This window comes from Tenacibaculum tangerinum (genome assembly GCF_029853675.1).
GTDB lineage: Bacteria > Bacteroidota > Bacteroidia > Flavobacteriales > Flavobacteriaceae > Polaribacter > Polaribacter tangerinum_A.
The window spans coordinates 2791107-2810141 of sequence record NZ_CP122539.1; the positions used below are offsets into that span (position 1 = coordinate 2791107).

At 34.0% G+C, this 19035-nt stretch carries 16 protein-coding genes; 8 read left to right on the forward strand and 8 right to left on the reverse strand.

From position 1 onward, the window contains the following. Window positions 1-2: 2 nt before the first annotated feature. Window positions 3-2762 (reverse strand): carboxypeptidase-like regulatory domain-containing protein, encoded by a 2760-nt coding sequence (locus P8625_RS12465; RefSeq protein ID WP_279650776.1) that lies wholly within the window; start codon window positions 2760-2762, stop codon window positions 3-5. A 175-nt stretch (window positions 2763-2937) separates the two neighbouring features. Here P8625_RS12465 and P8625_RS12470 point away from each other — a divergent pair, with 175 nt between their 5' ends. Continuing rightward, a complete protein-coding gene (locus P8625_RS12470) occupies window positions 2938-3990 on the forward strand; it encodes an endonuclease/exonuclease/phosphatase family protein (RefSeq protein ID WP_279650777.1) in 1053 nt (350 codons plus the stop codon). Between the two features lie 30 nt (window positions 3991-4020). On the opposite strand, the gene P8625_RS12475 is transcribed toward P8625_RS12470, so the two are convergent. From P8625_RS12475 to P8625_RS12485, 3 genes are read right to left on the reverse strand one after another with little or no spacing between them, the layout of a single operon-like run. Further along, on the reverse strand, window positions 4021-4365 hold the full coding sequence (locus P8625_RS12475) for a DUF6686 family protein (RefSeq protein ID WP_279650778.1): 345 nt from the start codon (window positions 4363-4365) through the stop codon (window positions 4021-4023). 58 nt (window positions 4366-4423) lie between these two features. Beyond that, a complete protein-coding gene (gene recJ, locus P8625_RS12480) occupies window positions 4424-6109 on the reverse strand; it encodes a single-stranded-DNA-specific exonuclease RecJ (RefSeq protein ID WP_279650779.1) in 1686 nt (561 codons plus the stop codon). Between the two features lie 19 nt (window positions 6110-6128). Further along, window positions 6129-6554: an OsmC family protein gene (locus tag P8625_RS12485; RefSeq protein ID WP_279650780.1), complete on the reverse strand. Its 426-nt coding sequence runs from the start codon at window positions 6552-6554 to the stop codon at window positions 6129-6131. 118 nt (window positions 6555-6672) lie between these two features. Between P8625_RS12485 and P8625_RS12490 the strand changes: the two genes are divergently transcribed. Next, complete coding sequence (locus P8625_RS12490; protein ID WP_279650781.1) at window positions 6673-7263, forward strand: carboxymuconolactone decarboxylase family protein; 591 nt, start codon at window positions 6673-6675, stop codon at window positions 7261-7263. Between the two features lie 169 nt (window positions 7264-7432). On the opposite strand, the gene mscL is transcribed toward P8625_RS12490, so the two are convergent. Genes mscL through P8625_RS12505 form a run of 3 tightly spaced genes read right to left on the reverse strand, consistent with a single transcriptional unit; the run spans window position 7433 to window position 9599 of the window. Beyond that, complete coding sequence (gene mscL / locus P8625_RS12495) at window positions 7433-7837, reverse strand: large-conductance mechanosensitive channel protein MscL (RefSeq protein WP_279652960.1); 405 nt, start codon at window positions 7835-7837, stop codon at window positions 7433-7435. A gap of 51 nt (window positions 7838-7888) precedes the next feature. Next, window positions 7889-8992 carry an alanine racemase gene (gene alr / locus P8625_RS12500; protein WP_279650782.1) on the reverse strand — a complete coding sequence of 368 codons (1104 nt, stop codon included), beginning with the start codon at window positions 8990-8992 and terminating at the stop codon, window positions 7889-7891. After that, window positions 8982-9599: a thymidine kinase gene (locus P8625_RS12505; RefSeq protein ID WP_279650783.1), complete on the reverse strand. Its 618-nt coding sequence runs from the start codon at window positions 9597-9599 to the stop codon at window positions 8982-8984. Before P8625_RS12505 ends, alr begins: the two co-directional genes overlap by 11 nt. 101 nt (window positions 9600-9700) lie before the next feature. On the opposite strand from P8625_RS12505, the gene P8625_RS12510 reads away from it, so the two are divergent. Both P8625_RS12510 and P8625_RS12515 read left to right on the forward strand, forming a co-directional pair. Beyond that, on the forward strand, window positions 9701-10579 hold the full coding sequence (locus tag P8625_RS12510) for a hypothetical protein (protein ID WP_279650784.1): 879 nt from the start codon (window positions 9701-9703) through the stop codon (window positions 10577-10579). A 96-nt stretch (window positions 10580-10675) separates the two neighbouring features. Next, window positions 10676-11329 carry a glycosyltransferase gene (locus P8625_RS12515; protein ID WP_279650785.1) on the forward strand — a complete coding sequence of 218 codons (654 nt, stop codon included), beginning with the start codon at window positions 10676-10678 and terminating at the stop codon, window positions 11327-11329. A 90-nt stretch (window positions 11330-11419) separates the two neighbouring features. Here P8625_RS12515 and P8625_RS12520 read toward each other — a convergent pair whose 3' ends face one another. Next, a complete protein-coding gene (locus P8625_RS12520; protein WP_279650786.1) occupies window positions 11420-12247 on the reverse strand; it encodes a universal stress protein in 828 nt (275 codons plus the stop codon). Window positions 12248-12403: 156 nt separating this feature from the next. Between P8625_RS12520 and rimP the strand changes: the two genes are divergently transcribed. From rimP to P8625_RS12540, 4 genes are all read left to right on the forward strand, one after another. Continuing rightward, a complete protein-coding gene (gene rimP / locus P8625_RS12525) occupies window positions 12404-12865 on the forward strand; it encodes a ribosome assembly cofactor RimP (protein WP_279650787.1) in 462 nt (153 codons plus the stop codon). A gap of 12 nt (window positions 12866-12877) precedes the next feature. Then, window positions 12878-14134 (forward strand): transcription termination factor NusA, encoded by a 1257-nt coding sequence (gene nusA / locus P8625_RS12530; protein WP_279650788.1) that lies wholly within the window; start codon window positions 12878-12880, stop codon window positions 14132-14134. 124 nt (window positions 14135-14258) lie between these two features. Then, window positions 14259-17093: a translation initiation factor IF-2 gene (gene infB / locus P8625_RS12535; RefSeq protein ID WP_279650789.1), complete on the forward strand. Its 2835-nt coding sequence runs from the start codon at window positions 14259-14261 to the stop codon at window positions 17091-17093. A 379-nt stretch (window positions 17094-17472) separates the two neighbouring features. Next, complete coding sequence (locus P8625_RS12540) at window positions 17473-18444, forward strand: zinc metalloprotease (RefSeq protein WP_279650790.1); 972 nt, start codon at window positions 17473-17475, stop codon at window positions 18442-18444. Window positions 18445-19035: the final 591 nt, after the last annotated feature.

Here is a 19035-nt window from a genome sequence, read left to right on the forward strand (position 1 = left end):
TTTTAGAATCTATAATTTAAGTTTACGAAATAGGTAGTACCTCTACCATACCAGTATTTGTTGCCAAAGCTTGGTGTTCCGTTGGCATGATCATCTCTAAGCTGGCGATAATTGGCATTTCTCCCTTGTTCGAATCCACCAGTTTTATATTCTTGGTTAAAAAGGTTAGTAACACTGGCGAACAAACCAATATATTTTCTATTTCCTACTTTCCAAGATTTTCCTCCGATAGCATTCACTACAATATAATCGTCAAATTGTTCTTGTTGTAACAATTGTCTTGCTAATACTGGGTCATAATCAGCAAAAGCTTGCCCATCGACATCACTTACAAAGTTACTCGTTCTTCTAATAGGAGAAACATCTACATAGGCTTCATCCATATAGTTTGCGGTAAGGCTAACAAACCAGTAGTCTGGGTCTCTATATTCAAAACCTAACGAATAGGCTTTTTGAGGACCTGCAGCAATTTTATAATCTTTAAGAGAGGCTTTTCCTAAATCTCTTTTACCATTAACGAAACCTTCGGTAGAAGCATTTTCGGTTGTAATTATAAGGTTTGGATTGTTGTTATAGGTATATTGCCCTATGTTCGCCGCTCCTTTTAGTTTGATAGTTGGAGTTACCTGTGCTTCAATACCTAATTCAACACCAAAGTGTCTTTTATCAATACCTGTTAATATTTCTTGAATAAAAGCTGAAGTATCTCCTCCAATACCATCGGCAAAGAAGAAAGAAATTTCGGTAGCATCTTTAATATCTGTGTAATATCCAGTAATTCTTGAAGTTAGTAAAGGACTTCTAAACACATAGCTCAAATCTCCTGTTAAGATTTTTTCACTGTTTAATTCAGCAACATCTGCCACGGTAATATTGTTGGCTCTCGAGTTAGCAAACGAGTTGCGTAATGATGGTGCTTTGGTAACATACCCTCCGTTAACATCGATTAAATGACGTCCAGATATTTTATAGGTAAGCCCTCCTTTAGCTCCGTAGTTAAAGAAGTCTAACTTGTCTGATTTTCCGTAAGAATTATCAGGAAAATAGCCATTTTGAAATAAACCTTCTCTTTGGTGCGTAGTATTATTTGCTTGCCCTGCTACATAAAAATCTACTTTATTATACTTGAATTGTAATTGAGCAAAACCACCGTATATTTCAGATTCGAAGTTGTAGTTGTATTTAAAACGATCTCCTAAACCAATGGTTCTATTAGGAGTTAATACATTACTTTGCTGTTGGTTGAAAGTATTGCCAAAAGTATTAACATCTAAATACCCGTTCGCACCTAGCATGTCTATAGGTGTGGCAAAGTTTTCAGAATGCAATCTTCTATATTCACCACTAGCGGTAAGGGTAATATTTTCAGTTAACTCAGAAGACAAAATCATATTAGCCGTTAATTGCTGATCGTCATTTCTATCTTCGTATAAAATCACACGAGCATTTTCTGGACTTCCTTCATTACCAATATACAACTCATCCCAATCAATTTGTCCGTCATTTTGAAAACTAGTTAATGATTTATAAGCATTTTCATAATCAGGTCCGTTAGGGTCTGATAAGAACCAGCTTGGTAGTTTTCTGTAGTAGGTAGGGTCTGGATTATTCGCCCCATTATAGTCTAAACGACTATTTCCTATCTCTCCAAATTGGAAACCAATATTTGTATTTAATGTGGTGTTTTCAGAAAGATTCCAATAATGATTTAACATCACAATAGGCTCATAAATTCTTCGAACTCTTGAGTTTCTGTTTTTATCGCCTTGTTTTCCCCAAAAAGAGTTGTAACGAATACCTTTAATATCGAATACTTCTTGTGTATTTGGTGATGATTTTCCTCGTTCATTTTCAGCAGCAATTACCGTTAAGTTTACACTGTGGGCGTCACTGATTTTCTTTTCAATAGCTAAAAAGATAGAGTTGGCATCGTAAAAAGTACCGTCAACATACCCTTCGTTACCTGCTCTTCTACTTCCAGAAGCTGTTATTGCCCATCCGTTGGCTAACAAACCAGATGAATATGTTGCCATTAAGCGGTGATTGTAACTTCTGTTAGAAGCTGCATACGAAATACGACCGCCCTCACTATATTCAGAAGCTCGCGTATTGATATTGGTAGATCCTAACACCCCACCAAATGTATAGTTAGAAGGCGTTAATCCGTTACTAAACTCTTGGTTGCGCAGTACATCGTTTAAACCTCCCCAGTTACTCCACTGTGGTCTTCCGTTGTACAGTTTGTTCATTTCAATTCCGTTAATTAAAACTTTACCGTTTTCAGAATCCAAACCACGTACTCTGTAAAATGAACCACTCCACTCAAAAGCAGCAGTACGTAAATACACATCTCTAGATGCTTGTAACAAACCAGAAATGTTATCGGCAGCACTGGCATCGTCATTTAACTCATCGTCACTAATAGTAATCGTACTTAAGTCTTGGTCTACAGACAAGTCTTCGTACATAAAAATGGTACCTAAATCGATTGTTTTTCCAGCTAATTCTACTGGGAAATTTTGGGTTTCATACCCATTTAATAATACCGTTACAATTTGCCTTCCGTCGGACAAACCTTTGAGTGTAAAAGCACCTGTAGCATCTGTAGTGGTAGCTATATTGGCAATTTTTACACTTACGGAAACACCTTGCATCGGATTTTCAGAGTCGCCATTTAAAACCACTCCTTTTACAATATTCTGTGCGTTCAAGGCAAACAAGCCAGAAAACAACAACAATATTGTTACTGTGAAATTTCTCATAAATGATTGTTTATAAAATATTTGAATTTGTTAACTCCCTAAACCGAAAGTTCGGAAAAGGGAGGCAAAACTACAAAAAAAAGACCTTCTAAACATTAACTAATTGTTATATATTAAACAATTTTGCAACTATGGTTTGATTTTTGTTTTACTTTTGCCGCATAAAATTTATAAAATGAGAAGTACAATTGTTTTTTTAATGTTTGTTTTTGTAGCATTTACTACGCAAGCGCAACAAAATCAAAAAAAATATAAAATAAGAACTGTAGGTTTTTACAATTTGGAAAACCTTTTTGACACTGAAAATGATCCTGAAAAAAATGATGAAGCGAGTCCTATTATGGAAATGAAAGGAGATAAGGAAGAGGTGTATTGGGATAAAATAGATAAGTTAGGAGAGGTAATTTCTCAATTAGGCGCAGAAAAAGCCAAAACCAGTCCAGCAATTCTAGGTGTAGCAGAAGTTGAAAATAAAAAGGTGTTGGAAGATTTAATTGCTTCTGAAAGGTTACAAAAGAAGCGTTATAGTATCATTCATTTTGATTCACCAGACAAGAGAGGAATTGATGTCGCTTTATTGTACCAGCCACGTTATTTTAAACCCATTCATTTTGAAGCATTCAATCCTAATATTTACGACCAAAACAGAAAAATATATACGCGTGATATTTTATTGGTTTCAGGATATTTAGATGATGAATTGGTGCATGTTATTGTGAACCATTGGCCCTCAAGAAGAGGTGGAGAGGCTAAGAGCAGACCCTTACGTGAAAAAGCAGCCTATAAAGTAAAGCAGATTATAGAAAAAATTAAAGAGAATGATCCGAACCCAAAAGTGTTGATTATGGGTGATTTTAACGACGACCCTATAAACTCAAGCTTTAAAACAGTTTTACAAACAAAAACTAAAAAAAAGAATGTAAAAGAAGGAGATATTTATAATCCGTATGAAGATATGTTTCGTCGTGGATTCAATACTTTAGGATATCGAGACAATATCAATTTATTCGATCAGATTATGTTTACTTCTCCAATACTAGATAAAGGAGAAAAAGACTTTTCTACTTACAAGATGTTTAAGTCTGGAATTTTTAACAAACGTTTTTTAATTCAAAATACTGGACGTTCTAAAGGGTATCCTTTCAGGAGTTTTTCTTACGGAAGATATACCGGCGGGTATAGCGATCACTACCCAGTTTATATGTACTTAATTAAAGAAGATAAATAACTAAAAAGGCTTGCAAATTCTGCAAGCCTTTTAATTTTTACACAAACCATTCAAATAATGATTCATTCTTAACTGAAATAAAGTACCTCTTAAAAGGTCGTCAATTTGCCATAGTTCAGCAGAAGATACTGCTAAGCTAACTTTGTTAGAAGGGGTTTGAAGTAAAATAGACCTACGGCCTTTGTCTTTACTACAAGTCGCACAATTTTGTTGAAGTTTAGAATCAGTTACTTTATCTAAAAATAATTCTATTTCTTGCTCAGTTAGATGAAAGCCTATGTCTCTAAATATCAATTGAACTAAGTTTGAGTTGTTTTCTTTCCAATGAAAAGAAATGCCGATGTTGTTGTCGTATATTTTGGTTATTGCCTCCATAATTATCATGAATATACAACAAATATAAAATTTATTTAGAATAAATCTAAATAAAATATTATTTTACATCTTTTAAGAGTAGTTGAATAGAAGTGTACCCATTCCACGTATTTTCATCTACAGTATAGGCGATGTCAAAATCGTTTTGGATACAGGTTATTTTTTTTCCGAGTCCAAAGCCTATGGCATTGTATGTTTTTTTATCAGAGCCATAAATAATGTTCAGTTTTAAATGGCTATTGTCAGTTCCTACTTGTTTACCGTAACCATTATCTCTTACGGCAGTAGTGACAAAAGTGGGTTTCATATTTTGCGGTCCAAAAGGTGCCATTTGTTGAATAATTCGGAAAAATTTAGGAGTAATTTCTGAGAGTTCTATTTCAGCATCAATAGCAATTTCTGGAGTTAGTAAGTTTTTATCAATGGTTGTTGAAACTACTTCTTCAAACTTCTTTTTAAAATTTTGATACTGTTTAGGGAGTAAAGTCAAACCAGCCGCATATTTATGTCCGCCAAACTGTTCGATATACGCTGAACATTGCTCTAAGGCGTTATACACATCGAACCCTTTTACGGAGCGAGCAGAGGCAGCCAATTTTTCACCACTTTTGGTAAATACCAACGTTGGTCTGTAATAGGTTTCTGTTAAACGAGAAGCCACAATACCTATTACTCCTTTGTGCCAAGTTGCATCAAAAACAACAGTGGTATAGTTTTCTTGTTCGTTATTGTTTTCAATTTGTAACAAAGCTTCTTGAGTAATTCTTCTATCTAGCTCTTTTCTATCGGAATTGAACTTTTCAATAGCGGCGGCAAATTTAACTGCTGCTTCAAAATCCATTTCGGTTAACAGTTCAACAGCGTAGTTTCCGTGTTGTATTCTTCCTGCAGCATTAATTCGTGGAGCAATGATAAAAACAACATCGGTAATGGTAAGCTCTTTTTTTTGTAATTGATGAATAATAGCCTTAATACCGTTTCTAGGGGTTGAATTGATAACTTTTAGTCCGTGGTAAGCCAAGATTCGATTTTCACCTGTCATCGGAACAATATCAGCAGCAATTGCGGTGGCAACTAAATCTAAATACGGAACTAAATCTTCAATTGTTTGCTTTCTTTTGGAAGCCAGTGCTTGAATCAATTTAAAACCAACACCACAACCACACAGTTCGTTATAAGGGTAGTTACAGTCTACTTGTTTCGGGTTGAGCACAGCCACTGCCTTTGGAACTTCACTTCCAGGTTTGTGGTGATCGCAAATAATAAAATCGATTCCTTTTTTTGTAGCGTACTCAACTTTATCAATGGCTTTAATACCACAATCTAAGGCAATGATGAGCGAAAAATTATTGTCTTCAGCAAAATCAATTCCTTGAAAAGAAACTCCATAACCCTCTTCATACCGGTCAGGAATATAGGTGGCTATATTAGGGTGAATTGTTTTTAGGTAAGAGGCTAGTAAAGAAACAGCTGTCGTACCGTCAACATCGTAATCACCATATACTAAAATATTCTCGTTATTGGCAATCGCATTTTCAATACGTGTGACGGCAATTTTCATATCCTTCATTAAAAAAGGATCGTGTAAATCGTTCAATGAAGGGCGAAAAAACTTTTTTGCTTCTTCAAAGGTTTCAATACCACGTTGCACTAAAATTGTAGCCAAGGTTGTATCGATGGCTAATTCTTTAGCTAATTGTTTTACTTTAGTAAGATCTGGTTTCGGTTTTAGTGTCCAGCGCATAGCAATTTTTATAAGGAATTTAGTTGTTGTGGAAGTGAACAGCGGTAGTTACCTCGGCAAATTTTCTGAACATTTCCATAACACCACAGTATTTCTCTATCGATAAATCTACAGCTTTGGTAATTTTTTTCTGGTCTAAATCACTTCCATAAAAATGATAGTCTACCAACACTTTGTGATAATATTTGGGGTGTTCTTCGGTTAACTCACCAGTAACTACCATTTTAAAATCATCAAGTTTTACACGCATTTTTTCGAGCATGGGTACGATGTCTAAACCAGAGCAACCAGCTAACGATGAAAGCATCATGGCTTTTGGGCGCAAACCACTGTTGTTACCTCCAAACTCTTCAGAAGTATCAATAACTATGCGATGTCCGCTAGGGTTATCACTTTCGAATTGCATCTTTTCTTTCCAAACCGTTGTTACTGTATTTGTTGCCATATCTTGATATTTTTTGTTTATTGCGTAAGTAAGTCGGTTTACATTTCGACTTATATTCGTGTATAGTAGCACAAACTTACTGTAAAAAATTAGTATTAAAAATTTTAAAAATAAAACGATGCCATTAGTAACTCCTTTAGATCCGAATCACGATGCGGAAACCAAACAATTAGCTGATTTTTATAACGAAACCCTAGGTTTTTGTCCTAATTCGGTATTAACGATGCAGCGCCGACCAGAGATTTCAAAAGCATTTATTAATTTGAACAAAGCGGTCATGGCGAATCATGGTCGTGTAACCTCTGCTTTAAAGCGTATGATTGCCTGGGTAAGTAGTAATGCTACGGGTTGTCGTTATTGTCAAGCCCATGCTATTCGTGCTGCTGAGCGCTATGGTGCAGAACAAGAACAATTAGATAATATTTGGGAGTATAAAACGCATCCTGCTTTTTCTGATGCTGAACGTGCTGCACTAGACTTCTCATTAGCAGCTTCGATGGTTCCTAATAGGGTAGATGCACAAATTAAAGAAGAGTTATATAAATACTGGAACGAGGGTGAAATAGTGGAGATGTTGGGAGTAATTTCTCTGTTCGGATATTTGAACAGGTGGAATGATTCTATGGGAACAAGTATTGAGGATGGGGCAGTTGAAAGTGGCGAGCACTATTTAGGAAAACATGGCTGGAATAAAGGAAAACATGTTTAATACAATTTTGAATTAAGAATTATAAATTTTTAATTATTCCTTTTTAAACACCAAATAGTTACAGATTAATAGCTGTGAACTATCAATACTAAAAAAAGCTCGCACTGCGAGCTTTTTTAGTATTGAATTATTGTAAACTAACGATTAAAAATTCGTAATTTAAATTGTTTTATTGTTTCTTTAATAAATCTCTAATTTCAGCTAATAATTCTTCTTGGCTTGGTCCTGTTGGAGCCTCTGGTGCTGGTTCTTCTTTTTTCTTCATTGCATTGACTGCTTTTACAACCATAAACATGACAAAAGCAACAATAATAAAGTCAATCACGTTCGTTAAAAACTCACCGTATAGTACCGCAACTTCTCCTATTACTTTACCGGCTTCGTCAGTAACCCCTTCTTTTATCACATATTTTAAGTTTTTGAAGTCAGTGTTGAAAATAAGTCCAATTAAAGGAGAAACAATTCCTCCAGTAAAAGAGGTAACTACTTGTTTAAAAGCGGCCCCCATTACAAAACCTACAGCAATATCTACTAAATTGCCTTTCATTGCAAATTCCTTAAACTCTTTGAGCATTCCCATATATTTAATGTTTATTAGTTAATTGAACTGAAAAGTATAAAAAAATTAGCGTTTTACCAATCTTTTTATACGTTGTGATAGGGCAGTAAGTATTTCATACGGAATGGTTTCACATTTGTGAGCCATATATTCGATATGTTTTTGGTGGTTGAAAACGATAACTTCATCTCCTTCATTACAATTAATTTTTGTTACATCTACCATTATCATATCCATGCATACATTTCCTATAATAGGGGCAGATTGCCCATTGATAAGAACAAAACCATTTTTATTTCCTAGTTTTCTCGAAATACCATCGGCATGACCAATAGGTATGGTAGCACTTTTTGTAGTTTTACTCGCTACAAAAGCTCTGTTATATCCAACGGTTTCTCCTGGCTTAATGATATTGATTTGAGAAATGATAGACTTTAAGTTGTGGGTGTTTTTAAGTTTTGAAGTTTCTTTTTTATCGTTTCCAAAGCCATACAATCCTATTCCTAGGCGAACCATATCAAATTGAGCTTTTGAGTAGTTAATAACACCTGATGTATTTAAAATATGTATCATGGGCTTATACCCTAAATGTTTGTATATTTTCCTAACAATAAAGGCGAAGTTGTTAATTTGCCCTATCGTAAATTCTTGCTCATTTGCATCTTCACTAGCAGCTAAATGAGAAAAAATGGATTCAACTTTTACATTGTTTGATTTTTTTAATTCTGTAATAATGTTAGGTACATCGGTATGCCAAAATCCTAACCGATTTAAACCTGTATTAAACTTTAAATGAATAGGGTAGTTCATTAAAGGTTTTTCATCAGCCAGTTTTAAAAACGCGTCAAAAATTTTAAAGTTATACAAGTTAGGTTCTAGTCGATACGCAACGATATCTTTTAAATTTTGAAGTTGAGGGTGAAGTACTAAAATAGGCGTTGTAATTCCTGCCTCACGTAACGTAATTCCTTCATTAGAATAAGCAACGGCAAAATAATCGACGTGGTCTTGTACTATTTTTGCGATTTCTGTTGCATCACTTCCGTAACCAAAGGCTTTTACAACTGCTAAAATCTTTGTTTTTGGCTGTAATTTTTGCTTAAAATAAGCTAAGTTGTGTAGCACCGCATGCGAATCAATTTCTAATACGGTAACATGATTATTGTTCATTGTTACGTTCTTCTTTAATCTTGTTTTGTTGTTCTTTCATCGCCTTGTAATAAGCAGCTCTACTCAGAGGCTCATATTCTTGAGTTTCTCCTAAAAACACGAGATCGTCGTTTTTTGCTTTTCGATAACTGTAATGTGCTAAATTCCCTGTACGTGTACAAACGGCATGTACTTTAGTAACGTACTCAGCAGTAGCCATTAACGCTGGCATGGGTCCGAACGGGTTTCCTTTAAAATCCATATCCAACCCAGCTACAATAACACGAATTCCCCTATTGGCTAAATCATTACAAACAGCCACGATCTCATCATCAAAAAATTGTGCTTCGTCTATACCTATCACGTCTACATCGTTCGCTAATAAGCGAATATTAGAAGATGCAGGAACAGGTGTTGAACGAATACTATTCTTATTATGAGATACCACCTCATCTTCGTCGTATCGAGTATCTACTGCAGGTTTAAAGATTTCAACACGCTGTTTTGCAAACTGTGCTCGTTTGAGTCTGCGGATTAATTCTTCGGTTTTTCCCGAAAACATCGAGCCACAAATTACCTCAATCCAACCAAATTGTTCTGTATGATTTACTGTATTTTCAAGAAACATTTTGTAATTTTAAGCTCTAATTATTGATTTTTGTCTTACTTTCGAACAAAGAACAAATTTATCAAAATTTAACAGCAAAAAATCAAATTAAACAACAACTTATGCACAAAAAACTAGCATCAGATTTAACCAGTTTAGCACACAGTATCTTACGAATGAAAAATAAAGAAGATGTGTTTGCCTTAAAAGAAAAGGCTTACGAGGTTTATGAAAAGCTTTCGGTTTTAGCGTATGTAGAAGAGTATATGAACACAACTCCTAATCCTACAAAAACAAAAGAGGCGTTGTTAAATGAGATGTTGCTGGCTGAAGAAAAAAGAGAAAAAGAACTTTTAAAAGAAACTACTTCAACAATAAACAAAGCAACAAATCATGCAAATAAAGAGGAGGTTGAAGAAGGTGTGTTTGATAAAAAGGTAAGTGAAGAGGTGTTTATAGAAGAGGAAATAGAAGATAACCTTGTAGAGGAAGAAATAATTATACATCGTTTAGACGAAGATTTACAAGAGGAATCAGACGAATCTGCAAAAGAACACGAAGTAAAAAAAGTAGAAGAAATTATAGAACAGCCTTTTGATGAATTAGAAGACTTGCTACGTGGTACGACTAAAGATGTAAAAGATGATGTTAAAGATGTTGGAGAACGAAAAACACCAACGTTAGAAGATGAGTTACAAGACACGATTTCGGTAGATGTAATGGCCGATTTATTTACCAAAGCAGATACGAAAAAAACATTGAATGACCATTTTCAAAAAATAATTCAGATTGATTTAAACGATAGAATAGCCTTCGTAAAACATTTATTTAACGGAGATCAAAATGATTTTAACAGAGTAGTTTCTCAACTCAATACTTTTAAAACAGAGAAAGAAGCAAAAAAGTTCATTCAAAAAATGATCAAACCCGATTATGATTGGTCTGCCAAAGAAGAATATGAGAATAGATTGTTAGAAATTATAGAAAGGAGATTTGCTTAAAATAAAGTAAGGATGACAAACATGGGCCAGAAGTATATTTTTTGTATGAAATGGGGTACGCTCTACGGGGCAGAGTACGTAAATAGGTTGTATTCAATGGTAAAAAGAAATTTAACATACGATTTTAAAATGGTGTGTTTTACTGATGATGCAAACGGAATTATTGATGAAGTAGATTGCTACGACATTCCTGAAATGAATATACGTACCGATATTCCTGAAAGAATGTGGAAAAAATTAACCACTCTAAAACAAGATTTATACGGATTAGAGGGAACGGCACTTTTTTTAGATTTAGACATCGTTATTGTTGATAATATAGATTGTTTCTTTGAAATAGAGGGAACTTTTAGAATTATTAAAGACCATAGTTGGAGAAGTTGGCGAATCACAGGAAACTCGTCGGTTTATAGATTTGAAATAGGAAAGCATGGCTATGTTTTTGATGATTTTTTAGAGAATTTTGAAGAGATACGAAAACAGCATAGAAATGAACAAGAGTATTTAACGCATAGTATTCATGATAAGGGGCATTTACAATATTGGCCAAAAGAATGGTGTCCTAGCTTTAAATACGATTGTGTATCTAGGTTTCCTTTAGCTTTTTGGAAAACACCAGTTATTCCAGAAGGAGCAAAGATTATTATTTTTCATGGAGAAATCAATCCACATAAAGCCATAAAAGGCGGTAGAGGAAAGTGGTATCGATATGTGAAAGCAGCCCCTTGGGTTAAAGAATATTGGCAATAAAAGCAGCAAAATGAATAAGTTTATACCCTTTATGAGGATAGAGGGTCACTTAACTTTTTATTCACTAATTACTCTTTTAAAAGGTGCTCCCTAAACTTTAAAAGTAAGCATAGGCTTTATAGCGTTTTTCGATAAATTCTTTGTAATGCTTCCGTTAAAAATATGAGACAACCCACTTCTTCCATGAGTTGCCAATGCAATAAGGTCTGCATTAACTTTATTTGAAAAGTTTAAAATTCCTCTTTCAATAGAAGAGTCATTATACACATTAATTGAGTAATCTTCTAAGTTATATTTTTTAATAAAATTCTGAATACGTAGATTGGTTTCTTCGGTGCTTTCAAATTTTTGCGGAGTGTTTATTTTTAATAAGTGTATGGTACTGTTAAAATTGCGTGCAAAATCTAAAAAACGCTCAAAAGCTTTGGTTTTATGAGGTTTAAAACTTGAGGCAAACACAAAGTTGTTAGGCGTAAACTTGCCTCTATTTTTTTTCGTAACCAGTACCGGAGTTTCAGAATTTCTTACAACTTTCTCGGTGTTAGAACCAATAAGAATTTCCTCTAAATCTGTATGACCCTTAGCACCCATTACAATGAGATCTATATTGTTTTTTTTAGAATAATCCTTAATTCCAGTATAAGGATTTTGAAATCTAATAGCGTGTTTAACGTTATTATTTCCAGAAAAAAATTGCTCTTTACAATCAAGTAACTTGTCACGAATTTTTCTAATATATACCATGCTTTCAGGAATACTAAAGTTAGTTCCAGCTCTCATATCTACAATGCCAGTAGGAACTTCAATCATATGAAGAAGATGAATTTCGCTATTTGCTTTCTTTGCTATTTCGGCAGTTAATTTTAAGGCGTATTCAGAAGGCTTTGAAAAGTCGGTTGGGATTAGTATTTTTTTCATAAAAAAAAGATTTAAAGAGACATAGTATTCTAAATATACGAAAAAAATGTAAACAAAAAAGATATTTGTATGTTAATGAATAACTTACTATATTTGCAGCAAATTTATTAATAAGATAGATGAAGGGGGCGAATGTCCCCTCTTTTTATACCTAAGATGAATCAAGAACGAGTTAAAGAATTATTACAAGAAGCCTTGCAAGAAAACGAGTCTCTTTTTTTGATAGACTTGCAGTTTTTAGCAGACAATAAAATAAAGGTCATAGTAGATGGAGACTCGGGAGTGCCGTTGAGTGAATGCATTCGCATTAGTAGAAATATTGAGCATAACTTAGATCGAGAAGAAGAAGATTTTTCGTTAGAGGTTACCACACCTGATATCGCACAGCCATTAACCGTAAAGCGACAGTATAAAAAAAACATCAATCGAATTTTAAAAGTTAAAACGGCAACAGAAGAGTTTGAAGGAACATTAACAGCGGTAACAGAAGAAACAATTACCCTGTTATGGAAAACTAGAGAGCCCAAGCCAATAGGCAAAGGAAAGCATACGGTAGAAAAAACAAAAACACTAGCGTATCAAGATATTAAAGAAGCAAAAGTGAAGATCATATTTTAATTAGATAATGAAATGGAAAATATTGCGTTAATTGAATCATTTTCGGAATTTAAAGATAATAAAAGTATAGACAGGGTAACGCTTATGTCTATTTTAGAAGAAGTATTTCGTGCAGCCTTAAAACGTAAGTTTGGTTCAGACGAAAATTTTGACATCATTATCAATCCAGATAAAGGAGATTTAGAAATTTGGAGAAACCGAGTAGTAGTAGCAGATGGAATGTCTGAAGACGATAATGAAGAAATTGAACTTTCAGAAGCAAGAAAAATAGAACCAGATTTTGAAATTGGAGAAGATGTTTCAGAAGAAGTAAAACTTATCGATTTAGGTCGACGTGCAATCTTAGCATTGCGTCAAAACTTAATTTCGAAGATTCACGAGCACGATAGCACCAATGTTTTTAAACAATTTAAAGACTTAGAAGGAGAAATTTATAGTGCAGAAGTACATCATATTCGTCATAATGCCGTAATTTTGTTAGATGATGAAGGAAATGAAATTGTTTTACCAAAAAGTGAACAAATTCGTTCTGACTTCTTTAGAAAAGGAGATGCCGTTAGAGGTGTAATAAAATCGGTAGAATTAAGAGGAAATAAACCTGCTATTATTTTATCTAGAACCTCGCCAGCGTTCTTAGTAAAATTATTTGAACAAGAAATTCCTGAAGTTTTTGATGGTTTAATTACAATCGAAGGGGTGGCAAGAATACCTGGAGATAAGGCAAAAATAGCGGTAGACTCTTACGATGATAGAATTGACCCAGTCGGAGCTTGTGTTGGTGTAAAAGGTTCTCGTATTCATGGAATAGTTCGTGAATTAGGAAACGAAAACATAGATGTTATCAATTACACTAAAAACGAACAGCTATTCGTTGCAAGAGCGTTAAGCCCTGCCAAAGTAACTTCTGTAAACATTGAATTGTATGAAGAAGAGAAAAATGGCAAAAAAGGACGTGTAAATGTGTTGTTAAAACCAGAAGAAGTATCAAAAGCAATTGGTAGAGCTGGTGTTAATATTCGTTTAGCTAGCGAATTAACAGGTTACGAGATAGATGTTCAAAGAGAAGGAATGGAAGAAGAAGATGTAGAATTAACAGAATTCTCAGATGAAATCGAAGCTTGGGTAATTGAAGAATTCAAAAAAATTGGTTTAGATACAGCAAAAAGTGTGTTAGAAAAAGACGTATCTATGTTAGTACAAAGAACCGATTTAGAAGAAGAAACAATTTTAGATGTTCAACGAATTTTAAGAGAAGAATTCGAAGACTAATATAAAATATAAGGAAGCTAGTTTCCTGCATATAATGTGAAATCTAGCAAATAAGAGAAAAAAAACATAACTATACCAGCAAGTATAAAGTGTGTTTTTTCAATAAAAAAGTATAAAATAATATATGGCTGAAGGCAAAAAATTAAGACTAAATAAGGTTTTAAGAGAACTTAACATTTCTTTAGATAGAGCTGTAGAACACTTAGCTAAAAATGGCTATGAAATAGAAGCTCGTCCTACTACCAAAATATCAGACACAGAATACCAAATTTTATTTGATGGTTTTCAAACTGATAAATCTAAGAAGGTGGCCTCTAAAGAAGTAAGTGAAGAAAAGAGAAAAGAGAAAGAGGCAATTCGTCAGCAATTAGAACAAGAGCAAGAAAGAAAACGATTAGAGGAAGAAGCTAAGAAGCAAGAAGTTTTAAAAGCCAAAGCAGAAAAGTTAGAACTCAAAACTGTAGGCAAGATTGATGTCGAAACAGGCAAAGTTATCGAAGAAAAACCAATGCCTACAAAAAATAATGATAAGGTAGAAGAGCCAAAAAAGGAACAACCTGCACAACCAGTTCAAGAAACTAAAAAAGTTGAGGTACCTTCAAAGGTTGAAGAGAAAAAACCAGAGCCTGTAAAAGAGAATAAACAATCGAAAGATACAAAAACAGTTAAGCCTACTATAAAGGAAGCGAAAAAAGAACCACAAGAAGTTCAAAAAACTGTTGAAAAGAAGGTAAAGGAGGAAAAAAAATCAGAGAAAGAAACTGAAATTACTCCACAAAATGCTGAAAAAATTGAGACCAAGTATAAAAAATTAGACGGTCCTAATTTTACTGGTCGTAAAATAGATTTAAAGCAATTTGAAAGACCAAAAAAGAAAAAAGCAGAGCCTAATAAAACTGACGGAGATAAAAAGAAACGTAAGAGAATTAGTAAGCCAGGAGGAGGTACAGGCACAGCTAAACCTCAAGCAACCAATAACCGAGGAGGTCAAAGAGGCGGAAATCGAGGAGGTCAACAAAGAGGAAGAAGACAAAATATAGCTCCGAAAGAAGAACTAACAGAAGCAGAAATCCAAAAGCAAGTTAGAGAAACCTTAGAAAAACTTCAAGGTAAATCTAAAAAAGGAAAAGGAGCAAAATACCGTAGAGATAAAAGAGATGCTCACCGTCAACAAAATGAAGCAGAATTAGAAGCTGCACAAGCAGAAAGCAAAGTGCTAAAAGTAACAGAATTTGTTACCGTAAGCGAAGTTGCTACAATGATGGATGTACCTGTTACACAAATTATTTCAACCTGTATGATGTTGGGAATGATGGTAACAATGAACCAACGTTTAGATGCTGAAACATTACAAATTGTTGCCGATGAGTTTAACTATACCGTAGAATTTGTTGGTGCCGAAGTAGAAGAAGCAATAGAAGAGGAAGAAGATAAGCCAGAAGATTTAGTAACTCGTGCTCCAATTATAACCGTAATGGGACACGTAGATCACGGTAAAACTTCGTTGTTAGACTACATTCGTAATGCTAACGTAATCGAAGGAGAATCGGGAGGTATTACACAGCATATCGGAGCATACTCTGTAAATGTTGGAGACCAAAAAATAGCGTTCTTAGATACACCAGGTCACGAAGCCTTTACGGCAATGCGTGCCCGTGGAGCTCAAGTAACCGATTTAGTAATTATCGTAGTGGCGGCTGATGATGATGTAATGCCACAAACTAAAGAAGCTATTTCGCACGCACAAGCAGCAGGAGTGCCTATCATTTTTGCTATTAACAAGATAGATAAGCCTAACGCGAATCCAGATAATATTAAAACCCAACTTTCTGCGATGAACTTATTAGTAGAAGATTGGGGAGGAAATATTCAATCTCAAGAGATTTCTGCAAAAACAGGACAAGGAGTCGATGAACTACTAGAAAAGGTTTTATTAGAAGCTGAAGTATTAGAGTTAAAAGCAAACCCTAATAAGAATGCAACTGGTGCTGTTGTTGAAGCTTTATTAGATAAAGGTAGAGGATATGTGTCTACCATACTAGTACAATCAGGAACGCTAAAAATAGGAGATTATATTTTAGCAGGAAAACATAGTGGTAAAGTAAGAGCTATGTTTGATGATAAAGGTAGAAAGGTAAAAGAAGCAGGCCCTTCTACACCAGTGTCGGTTTTAGGATTAGACGGAGCGCCACAAGCAGGTGATAAATTTAATGTGTTTGAAGACGAACGTGAAGCGAAGCAAATAGCTGCAAAACGATCTCAATTGCAACGCGAGCAATCTGTTAGAACTCAAAAAACACTTACCCTTGCAGAAATTGGTCGTCGTATTGCATTAGGAGACTTTAAAGAATTAAACATTATCTTAAAAGGAGATGTAGATGGTTCGGTAGAAGCCTTAACAGATTCATTCCAAAAACTTTCTACAGAAGAAATTCAAGTAAACATTATTCATAAAGGAGTAGGAGCGATAACCGAATCTGACGTGCTATTAGCAACTGCCTCAGACGCCATAATTGTTGGATTTAATGTTCGACCTCAAGGAAATGCCCGTGCTGTAGCTGATAGAGAAGAAGTTGATATTAGAACATATTCAATTATTTATGATGCTATTAACGACTTAAAAGACGCCATGGAAGGAATGTTATCTCCTGAAATGAAAGAAGAAGTTATTGGTAATGTTGAGATAAGAGAAGTGTATAAAATTTCTAAAATAGGTAACATTGCAGGGTGTATGGTAATGACTGGAAAGATTACCAGAGATGCTAATGTTAGAATTATTAGAGACGGAATCGTTGTACACGATGGTGTACTAGCTTCATTAAAACGTTTTAAAGACGATGTTAAAGAAGTAACTAAAGGGTACGACTGTGGTCTCCAAATAAAAGGATATAACGATATTAAAGAAGGAGACGTGATTGAAGCTTACACTGAAGTTGCAGTTAAGAAAAAATTAAAATAAAAAGACAATATTCTAAGTTTGAAAGACACCTATTATAGGTGTCTTTTTTTTGTCGAAAACTTAAATAAATGTTAATAAAAGTGTCATAATTGACGTTTTTTTTGATTTTTTATTGGGATATCACACTTATAATATTTTTTGTAAAACGGCTTCGCTAGTGATGTTTAAAGGGTTAAGCCTTGATTTTTAATTCATTAATTTTTTTTTTGATTAAACACTGAAAATTATATATTGCATGACGTTAAAAAAAACTTTTAATTTTTTGTTGAAATATCGAAAAATTAACAAAACATTTAAGTAAAATATTGTTTTTAGTTTTTTAACAAATAGAATAGCTAATTTTTTAAGTAAACAATTAAATTTTTTAAATTTTACAACAATGAAGAGAATTTTTCTTACCATGGCGATCGCCGCAGGAATTTTAGTAGGATGCCAGACTAATGAGCAAAACCCTAATTTAGAACCAGAAACAGATGCAGCTGCTCTTCAAAAAGCAGAAAAGCAGTGTTTTGCCGATGATGTTTTACAAGCAAACATGGCGAATGACCCTACTTTAAAAAGTAAGATGGAAAGTATTGAAAACTTTACAGCCAACTATATTCAAAAGGTTCAAAATGGAGAGATAGCCTCTAGGTTAGTAAATGGAAAAATTCAAATACCAGTTGTTTTTCACGTAATTTATCGTCAAGCAAGTGAGAACTTACCATTATCAGTATTACAAGGTCAAATTGATGCTTTAAACGAAGATTTTAACATGCAGAACCCTAACAGAGGAGCGATGCCTGCTGAATTTGCTACCGTTGAAGGAAATGCAAATATTGATTTTGTTATCGAGGATGTAATAAGAGTTCAAAATAATAAAAAGAGAAGCTGGAGACCAGACGATTCAATGAAATTTACTTCTTCAGGAGGTAGCGATGTGGTAAATCCACAAGAATTTTTAAATGTTTGGATTGTAAATGTTATGCCATATAGAGGAGGTCAAATTTTAGGATATGCACAATTTCCTGGAGGTAACTGGGCTACTGATGGTATAGTTTTAGCTCACAGCTTTGTTGGTCGTGATGATAGAACTGCAACTCACGAAGTTGGTCACTGGTTAAACTTACGTCACATTTGGGGTGACGGTGGATGTGGTGCAACTGATTTTGTTGCAGATACTCCAGATGCTGGTGGACCAAGTAGAGGATGTCCTTCTTATCCAACTATTGAGTGTGGAACTGCTAATATGACTATGAACTATATGGATTATTCTAGTGATAACTGTATGTACATGTTTACACAAGGTCAAAAAGCGAGAATGGATGCAGTATTTGCTCCAGGAGGATTTAGAGCTACCATGGCAGACTAAGTTTTATACGAATTTTATATATATTAAGACGCTCTTTACTAAAAAGAGCGTCTTTTTTAGTATACAAACTAAAGCAAGATAGATAAACTCTGTACCGCACAAAACAGCATACAAGAGTTTGATAAAGTAGTATTCGTATTAGTGTGACATGAATTATCATATAAGTATATCAAAGATAAGAAGCTAACTAAACAGCAGTTGCAAGGTGTAAAGGGCATCGTTAATGAAATATACTTAGAAAAAATAAAGAAATAAGTACTTCATAAGATGTCAATCAAAAGAAGAATTCCATACGAGGCTTTGTATGCAGAGTTCATCAATTAAATAGGAGAAAAGAGACTGTTTCGAGTATGTTTGATGCAGGAATCCCGTCAAAAAAGAATGAAAAATTTCACAAAGTATTTCTGATGTAAAGGATTGAAAAATATTAAAAAAAACGTTAATAAACTATCATAATGGATGTTTTTAAAGTGTTTTTTTGAAAATAATATATTAAAAATATTTTTTGAAATAATTTTTGGTGCTGATTTTTAGATAGTTATGAGTGTATTTGCAAAAAGATATTTTTTTTTGATTACATATTAAAAGTTA